Source organism: Micromonospora sp. ANENR4 (genome assembly GCF_015354395.1).
Taxonomy (GTDB): domain Bacteria; phylum Actinomycetota; class Actinomycetes; order Mycobacteriales; family Micromonosporaceae; genus Micromonospora; species Micromonospora aurantiaca.
This window is the reverse complement of the sequence record NZ_JADKYQ010000004.1, coordinates 1-17,039: the sequence shown is the minus strand read 5'-3', so window position 1 is coordinate 17,039 and position 17,039 is coordinate 1. Positions and strand designations below refer to the sequence as shown.

General features: G+C 75.5%; 14 protein-coding genes. 3 read left to right on the top strand and 11 right to left on the bottom strand.

Annotated elements, in window-relative coordinates; genetic code table 11:
* Position 1 precedes the first annotated feature (1 nt).
* The 4 genes from IRY44_RS08265 to recN form a co-directional block, all read right to left on the bottom strand.
* Complete coding sequence (locus IRY44_RS08265) at positions 2 to 865, bottom strand: hypothetical protein (protein ID WP_194799855.1); 864 nt, start codon at positions 863 to 865, stop codon at positions 2 to 4.
* Between the two features lie 60 nt (positions 866 to 925).
* Complete coding sequence (locus tag IRY44_RS08260; protein WP_194799854.1) at positions 926 to 1,867, bottom strand: copper transporter; 942 nt, start codon at positions 1,865 to 1,867, stop codon at positions 926 to 928.
* 27 nt (positions 1,868 to 1,894) lie between these two features.
* Positions 1,895 to 3,073 (bottom strand): putative cytokinetic ring protein SteA, encoded by a 1,179-nt coding sequence (gene steA, locus IRY44_RS08255; protein WP_194799853.1) that lies wholly within the window; start codon positions 3,071 to 3,073, stop codon positions 1,895 to 1,897.
* Between the two features lie 118 nt (positions 3,074 to 3,191).
* Complete coding sequence (gene recN, locus IRY44_RS08250) at positions 3,192 to 4,949, bottom strand: DNA repair protein RecN (protein WP_194799852.1); 1,758 nt, start codon at positions 4,947 to 4,949, stop codon at positions 3,192 to 3,194.
* A 79-nt stretch (positions 4,950 to 5,028) separates the two neighbouring features.
* Here recN and IRY44_RS08245 point away from each other — a divergent pair, with 79 nt between their 5' ends.
* Complete coding sequence (locus IRY44_RS08245; protein ID WP_194799851.1) at positions 5,029 to 6,003, top strand: helix-turn-helix domain-containing protein; 975 nt, start codon at positions 5,029 to 5,031, stop codon at positions 6,001 to 6,003.
* 46 nt (positions 6,004 to 6,049) lie between these two features.
* Here IRY44_RS08245 and IRY44_RS08240 read toward each other — a convergent pair whose 3' ends face one another.
* The 5 genes from IRY44_RS08240 to IRY44_RS08220 all read right to left on the bottom strand — a co-directional run bounded on the left by IRY44_RS08240 (position 6,050) and on the right by IRY44_RS08220 (position 12,855).
* Positions 6,050 to 9,778 (bottom strand): S8 family serine peptidase, encoded by a 3,729-nt coding sequence (locus IRY44_RS08240; protein WP_194799850.1) that lies wholly within the window; start codon positions 9,776 to 9,778, stop codon positions 6,050 to 6,052.
* A gap of 469 nt (positions 9,779 to 10,247) precedes the next feature.
* Positions 10,248 to 11,132, bottom strand: a complete 885-nt coding sequence (locus tag IRY44_RS08235) for an NAD kinase (protein WP_013285580.1) — start codon at positions 11,130 to 11,132, stop codon at positions 10,248 to 10,250.
* Positions 11,129 to 11,977: a TlyA family RNA methyltransferase gene (locus tag IRY44_RS08230; protein ID WP_194799849.1), complete on the bottom strand. Its 849-nt coding sequence runs from the start codon at positions 11,975 to 11,977 to the stop codon at positions 11,129 to 11,131. The genes IRY44_RS08235 and IRY44_RS08230 overlap by 4 nt, the downstream gene beginning before the upstream one ends.
* 21 nt (positions 11,978 to 11,998) lie before the next feature.
* On the bottom strand, positions 11,999 to 12,226 hold the full coding sequence (locus tag IRY44_RS08225; protein WP_194799848.1) for a hypothetical protein: 228 nt from the start codon (positions 12,224 to 12,226) through the stop codon (positions 11,999 to 12,001).
* Complete coding sequence (locus IRY44_RS08220; protein ID WP_194799847.1) at positions 12,223 to 12,855, bottom strand: phasin family protein; 633 nt, start codon at positions 12,853 to 12,855, stop codon at positions 12,223 to 12,225. The genes IRY44_RS08225 and IRY44_RS08220 overlap by 4 nt, the downstream gene beginning before the upstream one ends.
* 112 nt (positions 12,856 to 12,967) lie before the next feature.
* Here IRY44_RS08220 and IRY44_RS08215 point away from each other — a divergent pair, with 112 nt between their 5' ends.
* Positions 12,968 to 13,303: an SCP2 sterol-binding domain-containing protein gene (locus tag IRY44_RS08215; RefSeq protein ID WP_194799846.1), complete on the top strand. Its 336-nt coding sequence runs from the start codon at positions 12,968 to 12,970 to the stop codon at positions 13,301 to 13,303.
* 13 nt (positions 13,304 to 13,316) lie between these two features.
* Here IRY44_RS08215 and IRY44_RS08210 read toward each other — a convergent pair whose 3' ends face one another.
* The gene (locus tag IRY44_RS08210) at positions 13,317 to 14,384 is read right to left on the bottom strand and encodes an HAD-IIA family hydrolase (protein ID WP_194799845.1); all 1,068 of its coding nucleotides are present in this window, start codon (positions 14,382 to 14,384) and stop codon (positions 13,317 to 13,319) included.
* Positions 14,381 to 15,298 carry a Replicase polyprotein 1ab gene (locus IRY44_RS08205; RefSeq protein ID WP_370584907.1) on the bottom strand — a complete coding sequence of 306 codons (918 nt, stop codon included), beginning with the start codon at positions 15,296 to 15,298 and terminating at the stop codon, positions 14,381 to 14,383. The genes IRY44_RS08210 and IRY44_RS08205 overlap by 4 nt, the downstream gene beginning before the upstream one ends.
* On the opposite strand from IRY44_RS08205, the gene IRY44_RS08200 reads away from it, so the two are divergent.
* Positions 15,299 to 16,951, top strand: a complete 1,653-nt coding sequence (locus IRY44_RS08200; protein WP_194799844.1) for a hypothetical protein — start codon at positions 15,299 to 15,301, stop codon at positions 16,949 to 16,951.
* Positions 16,952 to 17,039 lie beyond the last annotated feature (88 nt).

Sequence of the window (17,039 nt, the reverse complement as noted above, 5' to 3'; positions counted from 1 at the left end):
GTCAGTCCGGGAGCCGGCCCAGCTCGTCGAGGTGCCGCAGCCCCGGCGTGGACGCGATGACCTGGGTGAAGCTGACCTTCTCGCTGGCGGCGGTGAGCGCGGCGAGCACGGCCAGCACACCGGCCCGGCCCAGCGGCCCGGTACGCGCGGCCAGGCTCACCCCGAGCAGCGCGCCGAGCGCGTTGGCGCCGCTGTCGCCCACCATCACCCGCTCGCCGAGGTCGTCGCCGACCAGCGCGGCCGAGGCTCCCATCGCGCCCGCCGCGACGCCGCCGTACGGGCCGGTGGTCAGCGGCGCGCCGAGCAGCATGCCGGACTTCAGCGCCCGGCCGGGTCGCAGGTCGAGCAGGTTGACCAGGTTCGCGGTGCCGGCCACCACGCCGGCGCCGAGCAGCACGTCGAGCCCCCGGCCGAACGCCCCCGCCTGCCGGCGGCGCGGATGCGCGGCGACCCGCCGGTCGGCGGCGAGCAGCGCGGCGGCGCCCAGCCCGGCCACGCCCACCCCGGCGACCTTGACCATCCCGGCGGTGACCTGACCCTCGCGCAGCGCGGCGAGATGCCCGGCGAACCCCTTGGCGGCCTTCTGTTCGGGGCGCGCGCCGACCACGTCGTCGTAGAGGCCGACAGCGCCCGCGCCGAGCCCGGCGACGAGTGCGGCGGCGCCGGCCGGGGCACTACCGGCGCCGAGCGCGGCCCCGGTGGCCGCGCCGACGGCCAGGGCCGGACCGGCGGCCAGGGTCACGGTGCGGCCCCGGTAGTTGGTGCGCTCCAGCGCCGGCCCGCCGGGCGACGTGCGCGTCTGGCGCAGCACGTAGCGGGCGGCCAGCGCGCCCGCGCCCACGGCGAGCAGCCGACCCAGTCTCACGGGACCTCCTCGATCCGGACTTCGAACGCGACGCGGCACGGACCGGGCGGCCCGCGGCGGTCACCGGGGCAGTGTAGGCACCCGGGAGGTGGCGTTGTCGCCCACGCCGTACTGGCCGGTCTTCTTCTCGGTGAGCTGCTGCGCCAGGGCGAGGCTGGTGCCAAGCTGGCCCTGCACGGTGTTGGCGTTGTCGACGGTGGAGATGGTCTGCGACAGCACCGGGTCGCCGCGCACGACGGAGACGAGGTTGCCGCCGGTCGAGCCCATGCCGGCGACCACGAGCGCGCCGGCCCGGTCGAACTGCTCGGCGATCTTCACCACCGACTCGTCCTTCTTCGCCGAGTCCTTGTCCACGTACGGCTGGCCGGTCACCATCACCACCGCCTCGGCGGCGGCGGAGATCTTGTCCGCCGGGGTGAGGTAGCCGGCGGTGGCGTACTGCTCCAGCACGGCGCGCCGGTCGGCCTCGCTGACCGCCGGGCTTCCCGCCGGGCGATCCACCAGGACGTTTGCAAGCAGGGCGCTGGAGGTCTCCACGCCGTGCCCGTTGCCGGGCAGGTTGCCGGTGGGGGCGCTGTTCGGCCGGGCCGCGGTGACCGCCAGTTCCAGCAGGTTGTTGTTGCTGTCCGGGTTGACGAACTTGTCCTGCACGTCGATGCGGCCGGTGACGTCGGCGCCGGCGGTCTGGAGCATCTTCACCACGCCCTCGGCCTGGTCGCGGCCGCTGGGCAGGGTGAGCACCAGCACCCGGCGGCCGGTCAGCTTGCCGGGCAGGACGAGCTGGGCCATCTCGGCCGCGAATTCCTCCTCGGTCTCCAGCTGCTTCTGCATGCTGTTGACCGACTGGCGCATCAGCGAGTTGTCCTTGCGCAGGCCGTTGACGTTCTCCCGGAGCGAGTCGGCGACCGGCCCGTTGAGGGCGGCTGTGCCGACCACCAGGCCGATCGCCAGTGCCAGGAACACCGCGGTCAGGGACACCACGTGGTAGCGAAAGTTGATCACGCTTGCAGCCTCTTGATCGTCGGGGAGCTAGAAGAGCTGGCCGAGCTGGAACACGAAATTGTCCCACCATTCGGAGACCACGCCCAGATACGCCTTCCCGACGGTGGAGACCGCCACCGCGGAGGCCATCGCGGCCACCGCCGACAGGACCAGCAGCAGCAGCGACGACCCGGAGATGCTCTGCCGGTAGAGCCGGCTGACGCCCTTGGCGTCGACCAGCTTGCCACCGACCTTCAGCCGGGTCAGGAACGTCGACGCCATGCCGCCGCGCCCCTTGTCGAGGAACTCCACCAGGGTGGCGTGCGTGCCGACAGCCACCAGCAGCGAGGCGCCCTTCTCGTCGGCCAGCAGCATGGCCAGGTCCTCGCTGGTGGCCGCCGCCGGGAAGGTGATCGCCGGTACGCCGAGCCCGTTGACCCGGGCCAGGCCCGGCGCGCGCCCGTCCGGGTAGGCGTGCACGATCACCTCGGCGCCGCAGCGCAGCACGTCGTCGGTGACCGAGTCCATGTCCCCGATGATCATGTCCGGCGTGTAGCCGGCCTCGACCAGCGCGTCGGCGCCGCCGTCCACGCCGATCAGCACCGGCTTGAACTCCCGGATGTACGGGCGCAGCACGTCCAGGTCGGCCTTGTAGTCGTAGCCGCGGACCACGATCAGGCAGTGCCGGCCCTGGATCCGGGTCTGGATCTCCGGTACACCGACGCCGTCGAGCAGCAGGTCGCGTTCCTGGCGCAGGTAGTCCATCGTGTTGGCGGCGAACGCCTCCAACTGCACCGACAGGCCCTCGCGGGCGTCGGCCATCGCCTTGGCGACCGTTTCGGCGTCCTGCAGCGAGCCGTGCGCGACCGGCTCGTCGCCGACGAAGACGGTGTTGCCCTCGATGCGGACCCGGTCGCCCTCGCGGACCTGCTCGAAGACGCTCTCGCCGAGGTCGTCCAGCAGCGGGATGCCGGCCGAGATCAGCACCTCCGGGCCGAGGTTGGGATAGCGGCCGGAGACCGACGGCTTGGCGTTCAGGACCGCCGCCACACCCACCGCGACGAGCGAGTCGGCCGCCACCCGGTCCAGGTCGACGTGGTCGATGACCGCGATGTCGCCGGGTCGCAGCCGCCCGACCAGCCGTTTCGTCCGCCGGTCGAGGCGCGCGGTGCCGACGATGGAGCCCGGCTCCGGGTTCCGGCTCCGGCGCAGTGTGGGTAGACGCATCGTGACCATCCTGGCATGTGAGGCAGGTTTTGCTGTCGCGACATGCCTGAGCAGGGCCGCCTACCCAGGGAAGCACACCGGAACCCGCGCCGGTGTGCTTGCGCTCACAATCGGGGTATCACGGACGCCTTTCCTTGGCCGCCACGGCCAGGAGCTCCTCGGCATGGGCGATACCCAGATCCGAGTCCGGCAAACCGGCGAGCATCCGGGCCAGTTCCCGGGCGCGCTCGGTGTCCTCCACCACGCGAACCCCGCTCGTGGTCACCGCTCCCCCGGTGTCCTTGGCCACCACCAGGTGCCGGTCGGCGAACGCGGCGACCTGCGGCAGGTGCGTGACCACGAGCACCTGGTGACTGCGGGCCAGCCGGGCCAGCCGGCGGCCGATCTCCACCGCGGCCTGACCGCCGACACCGGCGTCGACCTCGTCGAACACCAGCGTGGGCGGGCCGCCGGAACCGGCGAAGACCACCTCGATGGCGAGCATCACCCGGGACAGTTCACCGCCGGACGCGCCCTTCTGCAACGGCAGTGCCGGCGCGCCCGGGTGCGCCAGCAGCCGCAACTCCACCTCGTCGGCACCGTCCGCGCCGACGCCGGTCTCGACGCCGTTCACCGGCAGGCTCGGCTCGGACCGGCCCGCCGGGCGCGGCAGCACCGCCACCTCGATGCGGGCGTGCGGCATCGCCAGCCCGGCCAGCTCGGCAGTCACCTCCTCGGCGAAGCGGACCGCCGCCTCCCGCCGGGACGCCGACACCCGGCCAGCCAGGTCGGCCACCTCACCGGCGAGCCGGGTCGCCTCGCGGTCCAGCTCGTCCAGCAGCTCGTCGGAGGTGTCCAGATCGGACAGCCGGGTGCGGGCCCGCTCGGCCCACGCCACCACCCCGTCGACGTCGTCGGCGTACTTGCGGGTGAGCGCGCGCAGCGCGGCCCGCCGCTCGTACACGGTCTGCAGACGGGCCGGGTCGGCGTCCAGCGCGGCCAGGTAGGCCGACAGCTCGGCGGCCACGTCGGTGACGAGCGTGGCCGCCTCCTCCAGCCGGGCCGCCAGCTCACCCAGCGCCGGGTCGGTGCCGGCCTGCGCCTCCAGCGTGCGCCGCGCGGTGCCGAGCAACACCGTCGCGTCCGGCGTCTCGTCGGTCGCCTCGACGCCGCCGGCCACGCACTGCTGCGCCACCTGCGCGGCGGTACGCAACCCCTCGGCGTGCTCCAGCCGCTGCGCCTCGGCCTTCAGCTCGTCGTCCTCGCCCGGCTGCGGGTCGACCCGGGTGATCTCGTCCAGGCCCAGACGCAGCAGGTCGGCCTCCTGGTTGCGCTCGCGGGCGTTGCGCCGCCGGTCGGCCAGGTCGTCGACGACGGTGCGCCACCGGGCGTACGTCTCGCGCAGCGCGTCGAGCAGCTTCTCGTGCTCCGGCCCGGCGAACCGGTCGAGCGAGGCGCGCTGCTCGGCCGGGCGCAGCAGCCGCAGCTGGTCGGACTGGCCGTGCACTGCGAGCACCTGCTCGCCGACCTCGCCGAGCGTGGACACCGGCATCGCGCGCCCGCCCAGGTGGGCCCGGGAGCGGCCCTCGATGGTCACGGTGCGGCTGAGCAGCAGCGAGCCGTCCTCGTCGGGCTCGCCGCCGGCGTCGAGGATCCGGGCGTGCACCGCCTCGGCCACCCGTCCGCTCAGGCGAAGCCGGCCCTCCACCGCCGCGCGGCCCGGCTGGGCGCGCACCCGGCCGGCGTCGGCACGGCCGCCGAAGAGCAGGCCGAGGCCGGTCACCACCATGGTCTTGCCGGCGCCGGTCTCGCCGGTGATGACGTTCATCCCCGCGGCCAGCGGCAGCGTGGTGTCCTCGATGACGCCCAGTCCGGTGATGCGCAGCTCTTCCAGCACAGCACCCGACAGTAGCCCCGCCGTGTGACAGTTGACCAGCCGGCAGGGCGGGCCGCGGGCACCCGTACAGTTCAGCCCCGTGCTGGAGGAGATCGGCCTGACCCCGGACGAGGAGGAGCTCTACCGCAGCCTGGTACGGGCGAACACGGCCCGGGCCGGTGAGCTCGCGCAGCGGCTGGGACGACCCCGCGCGGAGGTCGTCGCCCGGCTGGACGCCTTGCGGGACAAGGGTCTCGTGCTGCCGACCGGCCCGGAACCGGACGCGCCGCTGCGGCCGCTCGCGCCGGACGTGCCGCTCGGCGAGGCGCTGCTGCGCCGCCAGTCGGCGCTGGAGGAGGCCCGTGCCGCCGTCAGCCGGCTCGCCGAGGACTACCGGGCCGGGATGCGCCGCCACGACGCCGCGCACCTGGTCGAGGTGGTCACCGGCGCGCGGGCACTACGGGAACGGCTGCGCGAGCTGCAGAACGGCGCGCGCGAGGAGGTGCTCTGGTTCTGCCGGGCGAACCCGCTGGCGATGCCCGGCCCGGAGAACGTCGAGGAGTTCGACGCGCTGGCCCGTGGGGTGCGGTACCGGGCCATCTACGAACGGGCGATGCTGCTGGAGCCGGGCGCGCTCGCCGACGTGGAGCGGGGCGTACACGCCGGGGAGCAGGCCCGGGTGCTGGACCGGCTGCCGGTGCGACTGGCCGTGGTGGACGGTCGTACCGCGGTCTGCCCGCTGGTGCCCGACCGTGACGGCGGGGAGCCGACAGCCGCGGTGATCGGCCGCAGCCAGCTGCTGGACGCGCTGCTGGCGCTGTTCGAGAGCCACTGGCTGATGGCGACGCCGCTCGGCACGCCCGCCGACCGGGCGGCCACCGGCTACCAGCCCGACGGCGACGAGGCGCGGCTGCTGTCCCTGTTCGTCGCCGGGGTGCCGGACAAGTCGATCGCGTCACAGCTCGGGGTGAGCCGGCGTACCGTGCAGCGGCGGCTGGCCGACCTGATGGCCGCCGCCGGTGTGGACACCCGGCCCGGGCTGGCGTTCCAGGCCGCACGGCGCGGGTGGATCTGACCGGGGCCGGGGCGGGACGGCCCCAGGACCGCCCCGCCCCGGCGTCTCACCGCAGCCCGTACGCGTCGATCACGGTCTGCGTCACGGTGCTGCCGGACCGGTCCCGCGCCGAGACGCGCAGCGACACCGTGCCGCGCCCGGCCGGCACCTCGGCGGTGAAGCGGGTGCCGGAGCCGCGTACCGGCGCCGTGCGCCAGGTGCGCCCGCCGTCGAACGACACCTCGGCGCGTACCGCCGTGCCGGCCGGCGCGGGCAGCCCGGCCGGGTGGCGCAGCGTCAGCCCGACCGTGTGCTTCCGCCTGCCGGGCACCTCGCCGCGCAGGTCGGCCGGCACGCGGTAGTCGACCTGGAGCAGCGGCAGCGGCCGGGCCGCGTCACCGGACGGGCGGGCCGAGGTGAACTCCCACGCCGTCTCGGTACGGGTCGCCCACCGCCATTCCGCCGACGACCGCGCCGTGGTCACGTCGAGGCGGTAGCGGGCCGGACCGGCGGTGGCCGGCACCGGCGCCCAGCCGGCGGACAGGTCGGCGATCGGCCGGCCGTCCCGGCTGACCCGGCGGGTCACCGTGTCCTGCTCCTCCGACCGGTTGTCCACGCCGGCGTGACCGTCGGCGTCGACGAACTCGGCCACTCGCAGGTCGAGCGTGTCAGCGGTCCGGCTCGGCGCGGCCGCACCGGCCGGCACGGCGGGGCGCACCAGCGGCGCGTGCCACGACTCGGTGGTCCGGTCGGTGGCCGCGTAGCGCCGGGGCCGGTCGGACAGGCCGCCGGTCAGCGTCCCCATGCTGGAGAACATCAGCCGGTGCAGCACCCGGTGCTGCCACCACGAGTCACCGGAGCTGACGTACTCCCGCCGGGTCGTCCCGGTACGCACCATCCGCTGGTCGTCGTTCCAGGAGAACTCCTGCCAGGGCCGCCACCCGAACCGCTGCTCGGTGGCCCAGTCCAGGCCGCCGGTGTCGCCGTAGCGCCCGGTCACCTCGGCCGTGTTGGCGGCGGTGACCCGGTGGAGGATCCGCTCCGGCACCCGGCCCTTCGACACCTGGAACACGTCGTAGAGGTAAGGGCTGTCCACGGTGAGCGTCAGGTCGATGCGGGCCCGGCCGGTACGCGCCGCCGCGAGCAGCCGCTGCCCGTCGTCGTACGCCACCGCCAGCGCCGGTGCCGGGAGCCGCTCCCCGGTCGGGCGCCACACCGTCCACGCGCTCTGGTCCGCCGGCCGCACGATCAGCACCGCCTTCGCACCGGCCGCCGCCGCGGCGGCCACCTGCTCCTCCTCGGACCGGTCGACGGACGCGGTGAGCAGCGCCGCCGCACCCCGCACCCCGGCCAGCTCACCTGCTGCGCCGGTGCCGGAGGCGACCAGACGCAGCCGCTGCCGCCCGGCCGGGGCCGGCGACTGGCCCATCAGGTTGACGTCCGGCGCGCCGGACACGCCACTGACGTCGATGTCGACCATCGGCGCGACCAGCTGCCAGCGCGAGGAGAACTCGAACTCGCCGTGGCGTACCTGCCGGGTCGGGGTGACGTTGAGCTGCTGCACGGTGCTGAACGTCATCACGCCGTGGTCGACCTGCCGGCCGTTGCCGAATACCCGGTGCTGGTAGAAGCTCAGCACGGCCCGCTGCTCGGACGGTTTCGGCGTCTCGATCCGTACCGGCGTGCCGCGCCGCGGGTCGAGCACCACAGTGAGGTCCCGGTCCACTGTCAGTTCCGGGTCGGTGACCAGGGTGAGCTGCTCGTCCAGCGGCGCGCCGTGCTCGATCAGCGCGTGCAGCAGGTACGGGCCCTCCTCCACCTGGACCTGCCACTCGTCGCCGCCGCCGAGCCAGCCCATCGCGTCCGACTCCGGGTGCTCACCGAACAGCGTCACCACCGGCGACGATCCGGGCCGCCCGGCCGGGTCCAGCGCGCGCAGCGTCACGGTGTGCTGCGGGCCGCTGAGCGTGAGCCCGACCGCGGTACGCACCGTCACACCGTCCGCGCCGGTGGCCACCAGCCAGCCGCCGTGCGGACCCCGGTCCAGCCGGGCCGGGTCGGCGCGCAGCGGCACGTCCACGCCGCCGCCGGCCGGCACGGTCACCGTGGCGGCGTCGAGCGTCAGGCCGTCGGTCTCGGCCGCGCCGCTGTCCAGGTTGCGCAGCTCCAGCGCCAGCCGCAGCGTCTGCGCGGCGGCGGTGCCGTTGACGTAGCGCACCGTCCGGGTCGCGGCCGGCCCGCCCGTGGTCAGCCGGCCGAAGTCGGCGGTGGCAGTGCCGTACACCCGCTGGCGCAGCGCGCGGGCCACGTCGACCCGCCCGGCGCCCTGCTCGAACACCGTCGCGCCGGCGCTCGGCCGGGTGGTGCTGACCAGCGCGTCCTTGAGCTGCGCAGCGGTCCATCCGGGATGCTCCTGCGCCAGGACGGCCGCCGCGCCCGCGACGTGCGGCGTGGCCATCGAGGTGCCCGAGGCGCGGGTGTAGGCGTCGTCCACAGGCGTACCCATCGAGGTGCCGGCGGCGCGGGCCGCGACGATGCCGACGCCCGGCGCGGTGATCTCCGGCTTCAGGCCGTTGTCGCCCAGGCGCGGGCCGCGGCTGGAGAAGTCGGCGAGCACGTCGTCGCGGTCGACCGCGCCGACGGTGAGCGCGGCGGTGGCCGCGCCGGGCGAGCCGACGCTGCGCGGCTCACCGTCGTTGCCGGCGGCGATCACGAACAGCGCGCCGGTTTCGGCGGTCAGGTCGTTCACGGCCTGGCTCATCGGGTCGGTGCCGTCGGTGGGCGCGCCGCCGAGGCTCATGCTGACCACCTTCGCGCCGGAGCGCGCGGCCCACTCCATCCCGGCGATGATGCCGGAGTCGTAGCCGGAGCCGGAGTCGTCGAGCACCTTGCCGACCAGCAGCCGCGCGCCCGGCGCGACGCCCTTGCGCAGCCCCGCGGAGCCCGCGCCGCTGCCGGCGACGGTGGCCGCCACGTGGGTGCCGTGGCCGTGGCCGTCCCGGGCGCTGCCGCCGCCGGTGAAGTCACGCGCCTCGGCGATCCGGCCGGCCAGGTCGGGATGCTCGGCGTCGACGCCGGTGTCGAGCACCGCGACCCGCACCCCGGCGCCGTCGCGTCCGGCCGCCCACGCGGTGGGCGCGCCGATCTGCGGGACGCTGTGCTCCAGCGCCACCCGGGCCCGCCCGTCGAGCCAGACGCGTTCCACGCCGGCGCCGAGCCGGACCGGTCCGGCGCCCGTGGCGCGGGCCTGCGGCGTCTCCCGCAGGGACGTCCACAGCGCGCCCAGGTCGTCCTTGTCGACGCGCAGCGCGGCGCCGTTGATGCTGGACAGCGGACGGGACTCGGCGGCGACGGCGAGGGGGCGCACCCGCCCGGCGGCCGGTTCCCGGTAGCGCACGATCAGCGGCAGCGCCGTGCGGCCCGCGTCGCCGTAGCCCTGCTCGGCCAGTTCCTGCACGTCGAACAGGTCCGGGTCGAGCACGCCCGCCGACACGTACGGCACGACGTCGGCGGGGAGCACCCGCAGCCCGCCGTCGGCCTGCGTGGTCTGGAAGACGATCCGGTCGCGGCCCGGCCCGGGGTGGACGGTGGCGGCGATCCGGCCCGGCGCGGCCTGGACCAGCTCGACCTGGTCGCCGGTGATCAGCGTGACGCGGGCGGGCGGCGCGCCCGGGGCGGATGTGCCCGGGGGCGGGCCGGCGGGCCGGGCGGGCGGTACGGCGGACGCCGGTACGGCGAGCCCGACCACCAACGCCCCGGCCGCGCCGGCGGCGAGCCAGCGGGGGAACCGGTGCATGTGACGCTCCTCTACTCCGAGGCCGACCTCGTGAGGCCCGGCGATCGGAGTCTGCGACGGCGTCCGCCGCCGGGTCACCGGGTACGGGCCGCCGCACCGGCGACATGTCGCCAGGTGGACACGCGCACGACGGAGTGGAGGCCGGGACGCCGGAGACCGCGTCGCCCAGCTCGCGTGCCGCCGCTTCCTCCGGCGGCGGCCCTGCGACCTGTCGGCCCGGCCGGGGTCGACACCCGACCGGACACGGCGTGCCGGTCCGCCCGCCGCGGCCGGCTACGACGCTCCGGCGTCCCGACCGTCGCGGCCCCGACCACCCCCTGGCCGAGCCCCGCGACGCCGGGCCGCATCCGGGAAGCGGCGGGCCTCACCGCCGCGCCCGGACTCACCTCTTCGCGGCCCGTACGCCCACCGTAACGCGCGCGGGGGCCGGGACCGGTGGGCCGAACGGAGATTTCCGCTGAGCCGCTGGTCAGCGACGGTTGCCCCGCCAGCCCTGGACGGGAAGGTCGAACTTGGCCACCAGCCGGTCGGTGAACGGTCGGGCCCGCAGTCGCACGATGCGCACCGGCAGCGTGCCCCGGCGCACCGTCACCCGGGCACCGGGCGGCAGGTCGTAGACGCGCCGCCCGTCGCAGCACAGCACGGCCAGTGTGGTGAACGGGTCGACGGTGATGACGAACGTCGACGTCGGCGCGGTCACCAGCGGGCGGCTGAACAACGCGTGGGCGCTGATCGGCACCAGCAGCAGCGCCTCCACCTCGGGCCAGACCACCGGCCCGCCGCCGGAGAACGCGTACGCCGTCGAGCCGGTCGGGGTCGCGCAGATCACGCCGTCGCAGCCGTACCGGGACAGCGGCCGGCCGTCCACGTCGACGAGCAGCTCCAGCATCTGGGCGCGTTCGCCCTTCTCCACGCTGATCTCGTTGAGCGCCCACGACTCGATGGTCGGGCCGCCCTCGAACTCGGCGGTGACGTCGAGGGTGAGCCGTTCGTCCACCGTGTAGTTGCGGTCGACCACGTCCCGCACGGCGGTGTCCAGGTCGTCGATCTCCGCCTCGGCGAGGAAGCCGACCTTGCCCAGGTTGATGCCGAGCAACGGCACCTTGGCCGGGCGGGCCAGCTCGGCGGCGCGCAGGAACGTGCCGTCCCCGCCGAGCGCGAACACGATCTCGGCGCCCTCGGCGGCCTCCGGGCCGGTCACCGGCACCACACCCGGCAGGTCCAGGTCGTCGGCCTCCTCGGCCACCACCCGCACCTCGAACCCGGCGGCGATCAGGTCGGCGGCCACCGCCCGGGCGTGCTCGGTGCTGCGTCGACGGCCGGTGTGCGTGACCAGCAGCGCGGTACGGCTCACCCGGACACCTCCTCGGTCGTGGCCGCCGTCGCGGCGGCGCCCTGCGGACCGGCGGCCACCACCGCGCGGACCCGCTCCGGGTCCGCGGCGGGCGCGTCCCCGCGCAACCATACGAAGAACTCGACGTTGCCGCTCGGCCCGGGCAGCGGGCTGGCCGCCACGTCGGCCAGGCCGAGGCCGAGCCCGGCGGCCGCCGCGGCCACGTCCAGCACCGCCTCGGCGCGCAGCGCCGGATCGCGGACCACACCGCCGGCGCCGACGCGCTCCTTGCCGACCTCGAACTGCGGCTTGACCATCAGCGCCAGGTCACCGCCGGGGCCGGTGCACGCCGCAAGCGCCGGCAGCACCAGCCGCAGCGAGATGAACGACAGGTCGGCCACCGTCAGGTCGACCGGGCCGCCGATCGCCTCCGGCGTGAGGGTACGCACGTTGGTGCGCTCGAACACCCGCACCCGCTCGTCGGTACGCAGCGACCAGGCGAGCTGCCCGTAGCCGACGTCCACGGCGACCACCTCGGCGGCGCCGGCGCGCAGCAGCACGTCGGTGAAACCGCCAGTCGACGCGCCCGCGTCCAGGCAGCGCCGGCCGGTGACGGTCAGCCCGCCGGGGGCGAACGCGGCGAGCGCGCCGGCCAGCTTGTGGCCGCCCCGGGAGACGTACTCGTCGGCCGGATCCTCGCCGGTGACCAGCAGCGGATCGGCCGGGTCGACCATCGCCGCGGGCTTGCGCGCCCGCACTCCGCGCAGCTGGACGCGACCGGCCTCCACCAGCGCGGCGGCCTGTTCCCGGGAGCGGGCCAGCCCGCGCCGGACCAGTTCGGCGTCCAGCCGGGTACGACGAGCCATCAGGTGTGTCTCCGCCTCTGCTCAGGCCTGGTCGATGGTGGCGAGGGTCTCGCGCAGCGTCTCGTACGCCGCCTCGTACTGGGCGATCTGGTCGGCCGGGGCGAGCGCCTCGGCGTTGGCCATGCCGAGCACCGCTGCGTCGACCGCCGGGTGGCTCGCCTCGCCGACCTCCTCGACCGGCGCCGGGCGTACCCCCGGGGGCGGTCCGGGCCGCGGACCCGGCGGCGGACCGGGCCGGGGCGCGGTCACGAGCCGGCCGCCCGGCGCCCGGTGGCCTTCTTCGCCGGTGCGGCTTCCGGGGTACGGGAGACCGTGGCCGGCGGCTTCTTCGCGATCGCCTTCTTGGCCACCGTCTTCTTCGCCACCGCCTTCGTCGGTGTCGTCGCGGGGGCCTTTGCGGGCGTCGTCGCCGGGGCCTTGGCCGGGCTCTCGGCGGCGGGCGACGCGGTCTTCGGCTGCCCGGCCCCGGACGGCGCCGGCTCGGACGGCTCGGTCTTCGGTGCGGTCGCGCCGGGCGGTGCGGCGGCTGTCCCGGCCGGTGCGGCGGCGGGCGGAGTGTCGGCCGGGCCGAGGTGGCCGCGCGCCTCGCGCAGCTGCCGCTCCAGGTCGTGCACCCGGCGGGTCAGCTCGGCGACCTCGTCGGCGGTGGCCAGGCCGACCGCGCCCAGTGCCCGGTCCACCTCGAAGCGGACCAGCTTGGTCAGCGACTCCCGGTTCGCCAGGCCGGTGGCAACCAGTTCCTCGGCGAGCGTCTGGATCTGGGCGGCGGTCGCACCGCCCTGGCCGACGACGCGCATGACCGCGTCCTGTGCCTTCTTCCGGGGCGCCTCCGTCAGGCCCATGGCCAGCTCGAGGTAGGCGCGCCACGCGTCCTGCATGCCTGAGTCCTTCCGCGGGGCGAGGTGTGCAGGTGCCACGCTACCGGGCACCCCGGACGCCCCATTGCGGTACGGTGCCGGGAAACGGCGTGGTTCGTGGTGAGGAGACGATGTGGCCAGCGTGGACGAGTGCCGGCAGGCGTTGCAGGACCTGGCCGCGCGGCTGGACCGCAACGCCGAGGCGCAGGGACGCATCGACCTCGACCGCACGCTGGCCTGCCGGATCACCGACCTCGGGACCGCGTTCCACGGGCGGCTGGAGGGCGGCCGGCTGGTCGACCTGGCCGACGGCGACGACCCGAAGGCGAAGATCGCGCTGAGCACCGGCAGCGACGACCTCGTCGCGCTGGTGCACGGCCGGCTCGACGTCATGGCAGCGGTGGCCTCCCGCCGGGTGTCGATCAAGGCGAACCCGTTCGACCTGATGAAGCTCCGCAAGCTGCTCTGAGCGGCCCGGCGCCTCAGTCGTCGAGACCGAACGCGGCGAGGGCCTCCTCCGCCGCCGGGGACTGCGCCCGCACGCGCGGCCCGGCCCCCGTCGACCAGGCCACCGCGCAGAGCGCCGCGAGGGCCTCCAGTGGCGGTCCCGCGCCGTCGAGCAGGAGGTCCGCGCCGGCCTTCGTCACCGACCAGCCGCCGTCTGCGGCCCGGGCCGGCACCGCCACCACGGCGGCCGGGTCGAACAGGCCCGCCAGGTCGAACGAGACGTACGCGGGGCGGCGCTCCTCTGGTGCGGCCAGCAGCTCGGCGGCGTCGCTGACCCCGGTGAGCACCAGCAGGCTGTCCAGCCCGGCCCGGCGGGCGCCTTCGATGTCGGTGTCCAGCCGGTCGCCCACGACGAGCGTGCGCCCGGTTCCGGCCCGCCGCGCGGCGGTGGTGAACAGCGCCGGCTCCGGCTTGCCCACCACCACGTCGGGGTCACGGCCGAGCGCGGTCCGCAGCACCGCGACGAGCGAGCCGTTACCCGGCAGCGGGCCGCGCGGGCTGGGCAGCGTGCGGTCGGTGTTGGTGGCGTACCAGGGCGCGCCCGCCCGTACCGCCAGGGACGCCTCGGCCAGGTCGGACCAGCCGACCTGCGGGCCGTAGCCCTGCGCCACCGCGGCGGGCTCCTCGTCGGCGGTGGCGACCGGCCGCAGGCCCACCGCGCGCAGCTCGGCGCGCAGTGCCTCCGCGCCGACCACGAGCACCGGCGCGCCCTCGGGCAGCCGGTCGCGGAGCAGTTCGGCGGTGGCCGCCGCGGAGGTGAGCACCTCCGCCGGCTCAGCCGCGACGCCCATGCCGGTGAGCAGGTCGGCCACCTCGCTGGAGCGGCGGGAGGCGTTGTTCGTCGCGTACGCGACCGCGCGCCCCTCGGCGTGCAGCCGGCCGACCGCCTCGACCGCGCCGGGGATGGGCCGGTCGATCAGGTAGATGACGCCGTCCAGGTCGAAGACGACGAGCGAGTACGCGTCGACGAGCCGCCCCGCCCCGGCGCGGTCGGGTTCTCCCCGATCCGCGCCGGAGGCGGTGTCACCGGCGTAGCCGGTCATCGGCGGTCCGCCGCCTCGCCCTCGCCGGCCGCCCGCGACTGGGTGACCTCGTCGGCCGGGGTGCCGACGGCCGGCTCCTCGGTCGTGTCGGCGGCGGCCGGGGTGTCGGCGGCGAGCGAGCCGGCCTCGGTGTCGGTCAGCTCGTCGTCGGCCAGGTCGCCGGCGTCCCGGTCCCGGTAGCCGGCCCGAGCCGCGTCACCGCCGTCGTCGCTCAGCCGAGCGTCGTCGTCCCGGTCGTCGTCGTCGTCATCGTCATCGTCGTCATCGTCGTCATCGTCGTCATCGTCGTCATCGTCGTCGTCGGCCGACGCCTCGGACGTGTCCGCGTCGTCCTCCGGCTCGTCGTCGCCCTCGATGACCACGCCGTCCAGCTCCAGCAGCCGCTCCGCGGCGTCCGTCTCCCCCTCGGAGTCGACGTCGGCGGCCCGGGAGAACCACTCCCGTGCCTCCTCCCGCCGGTCGACCGCCAGCAGGGCGTCCGCGTACGCGTAGCGCAGCCGCGCCGCCCACGGCTCGGTCGAGTCGCCGGTCAGCTCGCGGACCTGAAGCATCGCCACCGCGGCGTCCTTCTGCCCGAGGTCACCGCGCGCCCCGGCGGCCACGATCAGCAGCTCGATCGCGACGGCCTGGTCGAGCTTGTCCCGGTCCGCGCCGCGGAACAGGTCGATGGCCCGCTCCGGCCGGCCCAGCGCCCGCTCGCAGTCGGCCAGCACGGCCAGGTGGCTCTGCAGGCCGGTCATCCGGTGGTACGTCCGCAGCTCGGCGATGGCGGTCTGCCACTCACCCGCGTGGTACGCGGCCAGCCCGACGGCCTCCCGCACGGCGGCGATCCGCGACGCGAGCCGGCGGGCCGACATGGCGTGCGCCAGCGCCTGCGCCGGGTCCTCGTCGATCAGCAGACCGGTAGCGACCAGGTGCCGGGCGACCGTCTCCGCGACCGGCTTGGCGAGGGAGAGCAACTCCGCCCGGACGGCCGAGTCGAGGTCACTCGCGACCACGTCGTCGGGCAGCTCCGGCGCCTCACCGGTACGCCCCTCGCCGCGCTCGTCCTGGCGCTCCCGCTGCGGACCGTAGGAGCCACGGCGGTCGTCGCCGCCCGGCCGGTCGCCGTAGCCACGGCGCTCACCGTCCCGCTCGCCCCGGAAGCCACCCGGCCCTCGGTCGTCACGTCGGTCGTCGCGCCGGAAACCACGGTCGCGGTCGCCACCGCGGAATCCGCCGTCGCGGCGCTCGCCGCCGGCGTAGCTCTCCCGGCGGTCGCCGCCCTGGTAGCCGCCCTCGCGACGATCGCCACCACGGAAGCCACCCTCACGGGCGCCGCCTTCACGACGATCCCCACCACGGAAACCACCCTCACGGTCGCCGCCACGGAAACCGCCCTCACGACGCTCACCGCCCCGGAAGCCACCCTCGCGACGATCGCCACCACGGAAGCCACCCTCGCGGGCGCCGCCTTCACGACGATCCCCACCGCGGAAACCGCCCTCACGGTCGCCGCCACGGAAACCGCCCTCACGACGCTCACCGCCCCGGAAGCCTCCCTCACGGGTGCCGCCCTCACGACGATCCCCACCACGGAAGCCGCCCTCGCGACGGTCACCGCCCCGGAAGCCACCGTCGCGGTCGCCACCGCGGAAACCGCCCTCGCGACGATCGCCACCACGGAAGCCACCCTCGCGGGCGCCGCCCTCACGACGATCCCCACCGCGGAAACCGCCCTCACGGTCGCCACCACGGAAGCCACCCTCGCGACGGTCGCCACCGCGGAAACCGCCCTCGCGACGGTCACCGCCCCGGAAACCACCGTCACGGGCGCCGCCTTCACGACGGTCACCGCCCCGGAAACCGCCCTCACGGTCGCCGCCCCGGAAGCCGCCCTCGCGACGCTCACCACCGCGGAAACCGCCCTCACGGTCGCCGCCACGGAAACCACCCTCACGACGGTCACCGCCGCGGAAACCACCCTCGCGGGCGCCGCCTTCACGACGATCCCCACCACGGAAACCGCCCTCACGGCGGTCGCCGCCCTGGTAGCCACCCTCACGACGCTCACCACCACGGAAACCACCGTCACGGTCGCCGCCACGGAACCCGCCTTCACGACGGTCGCCGCCCGGACGGCTTCCACCCCGGAAGCCACCCTCGCGGTCACCGCCACGGAAACCACCCTCGCGACGATCGCCACCGCCGAAGCCGCCCTCACGACGCTCACCACCGCGGAAACCGCCCTCACGACGCTCACCACCACGGAAGCCGCCGTCACGGTCACCTCCGCGGAAGCCGCCCTCACGACGATCGCCACCGCGGAAGCCGCCCTCACGACGATCGCCACCGCGGAAGCCGCCCTCACGACGCTCACCACCGCGGAAACCACCCTCGCGACGGTCACCGCCACGGGTACCACTGTCACGGTCGCCACCACGGAAGCCGCCCGGGCGGTCGTCGCGGCCGCCCCGGTACGAGGGACGGTCATCGCGACGGCCGTCGCGGCCGGCGTCACCACGCCCCTGGCCACGGTCGGCGCGATCCTCGTAACGACGGGGGCGGTCCCCGCCCTGGGGTCCTGAGCTCACAGGTACATCCTTCCTGATGGCGTTTCCGCCGAGAACGCTAACGCAGTCGAGGGCCGCCCCTGCTGGGGCGGCCCTCGACTGG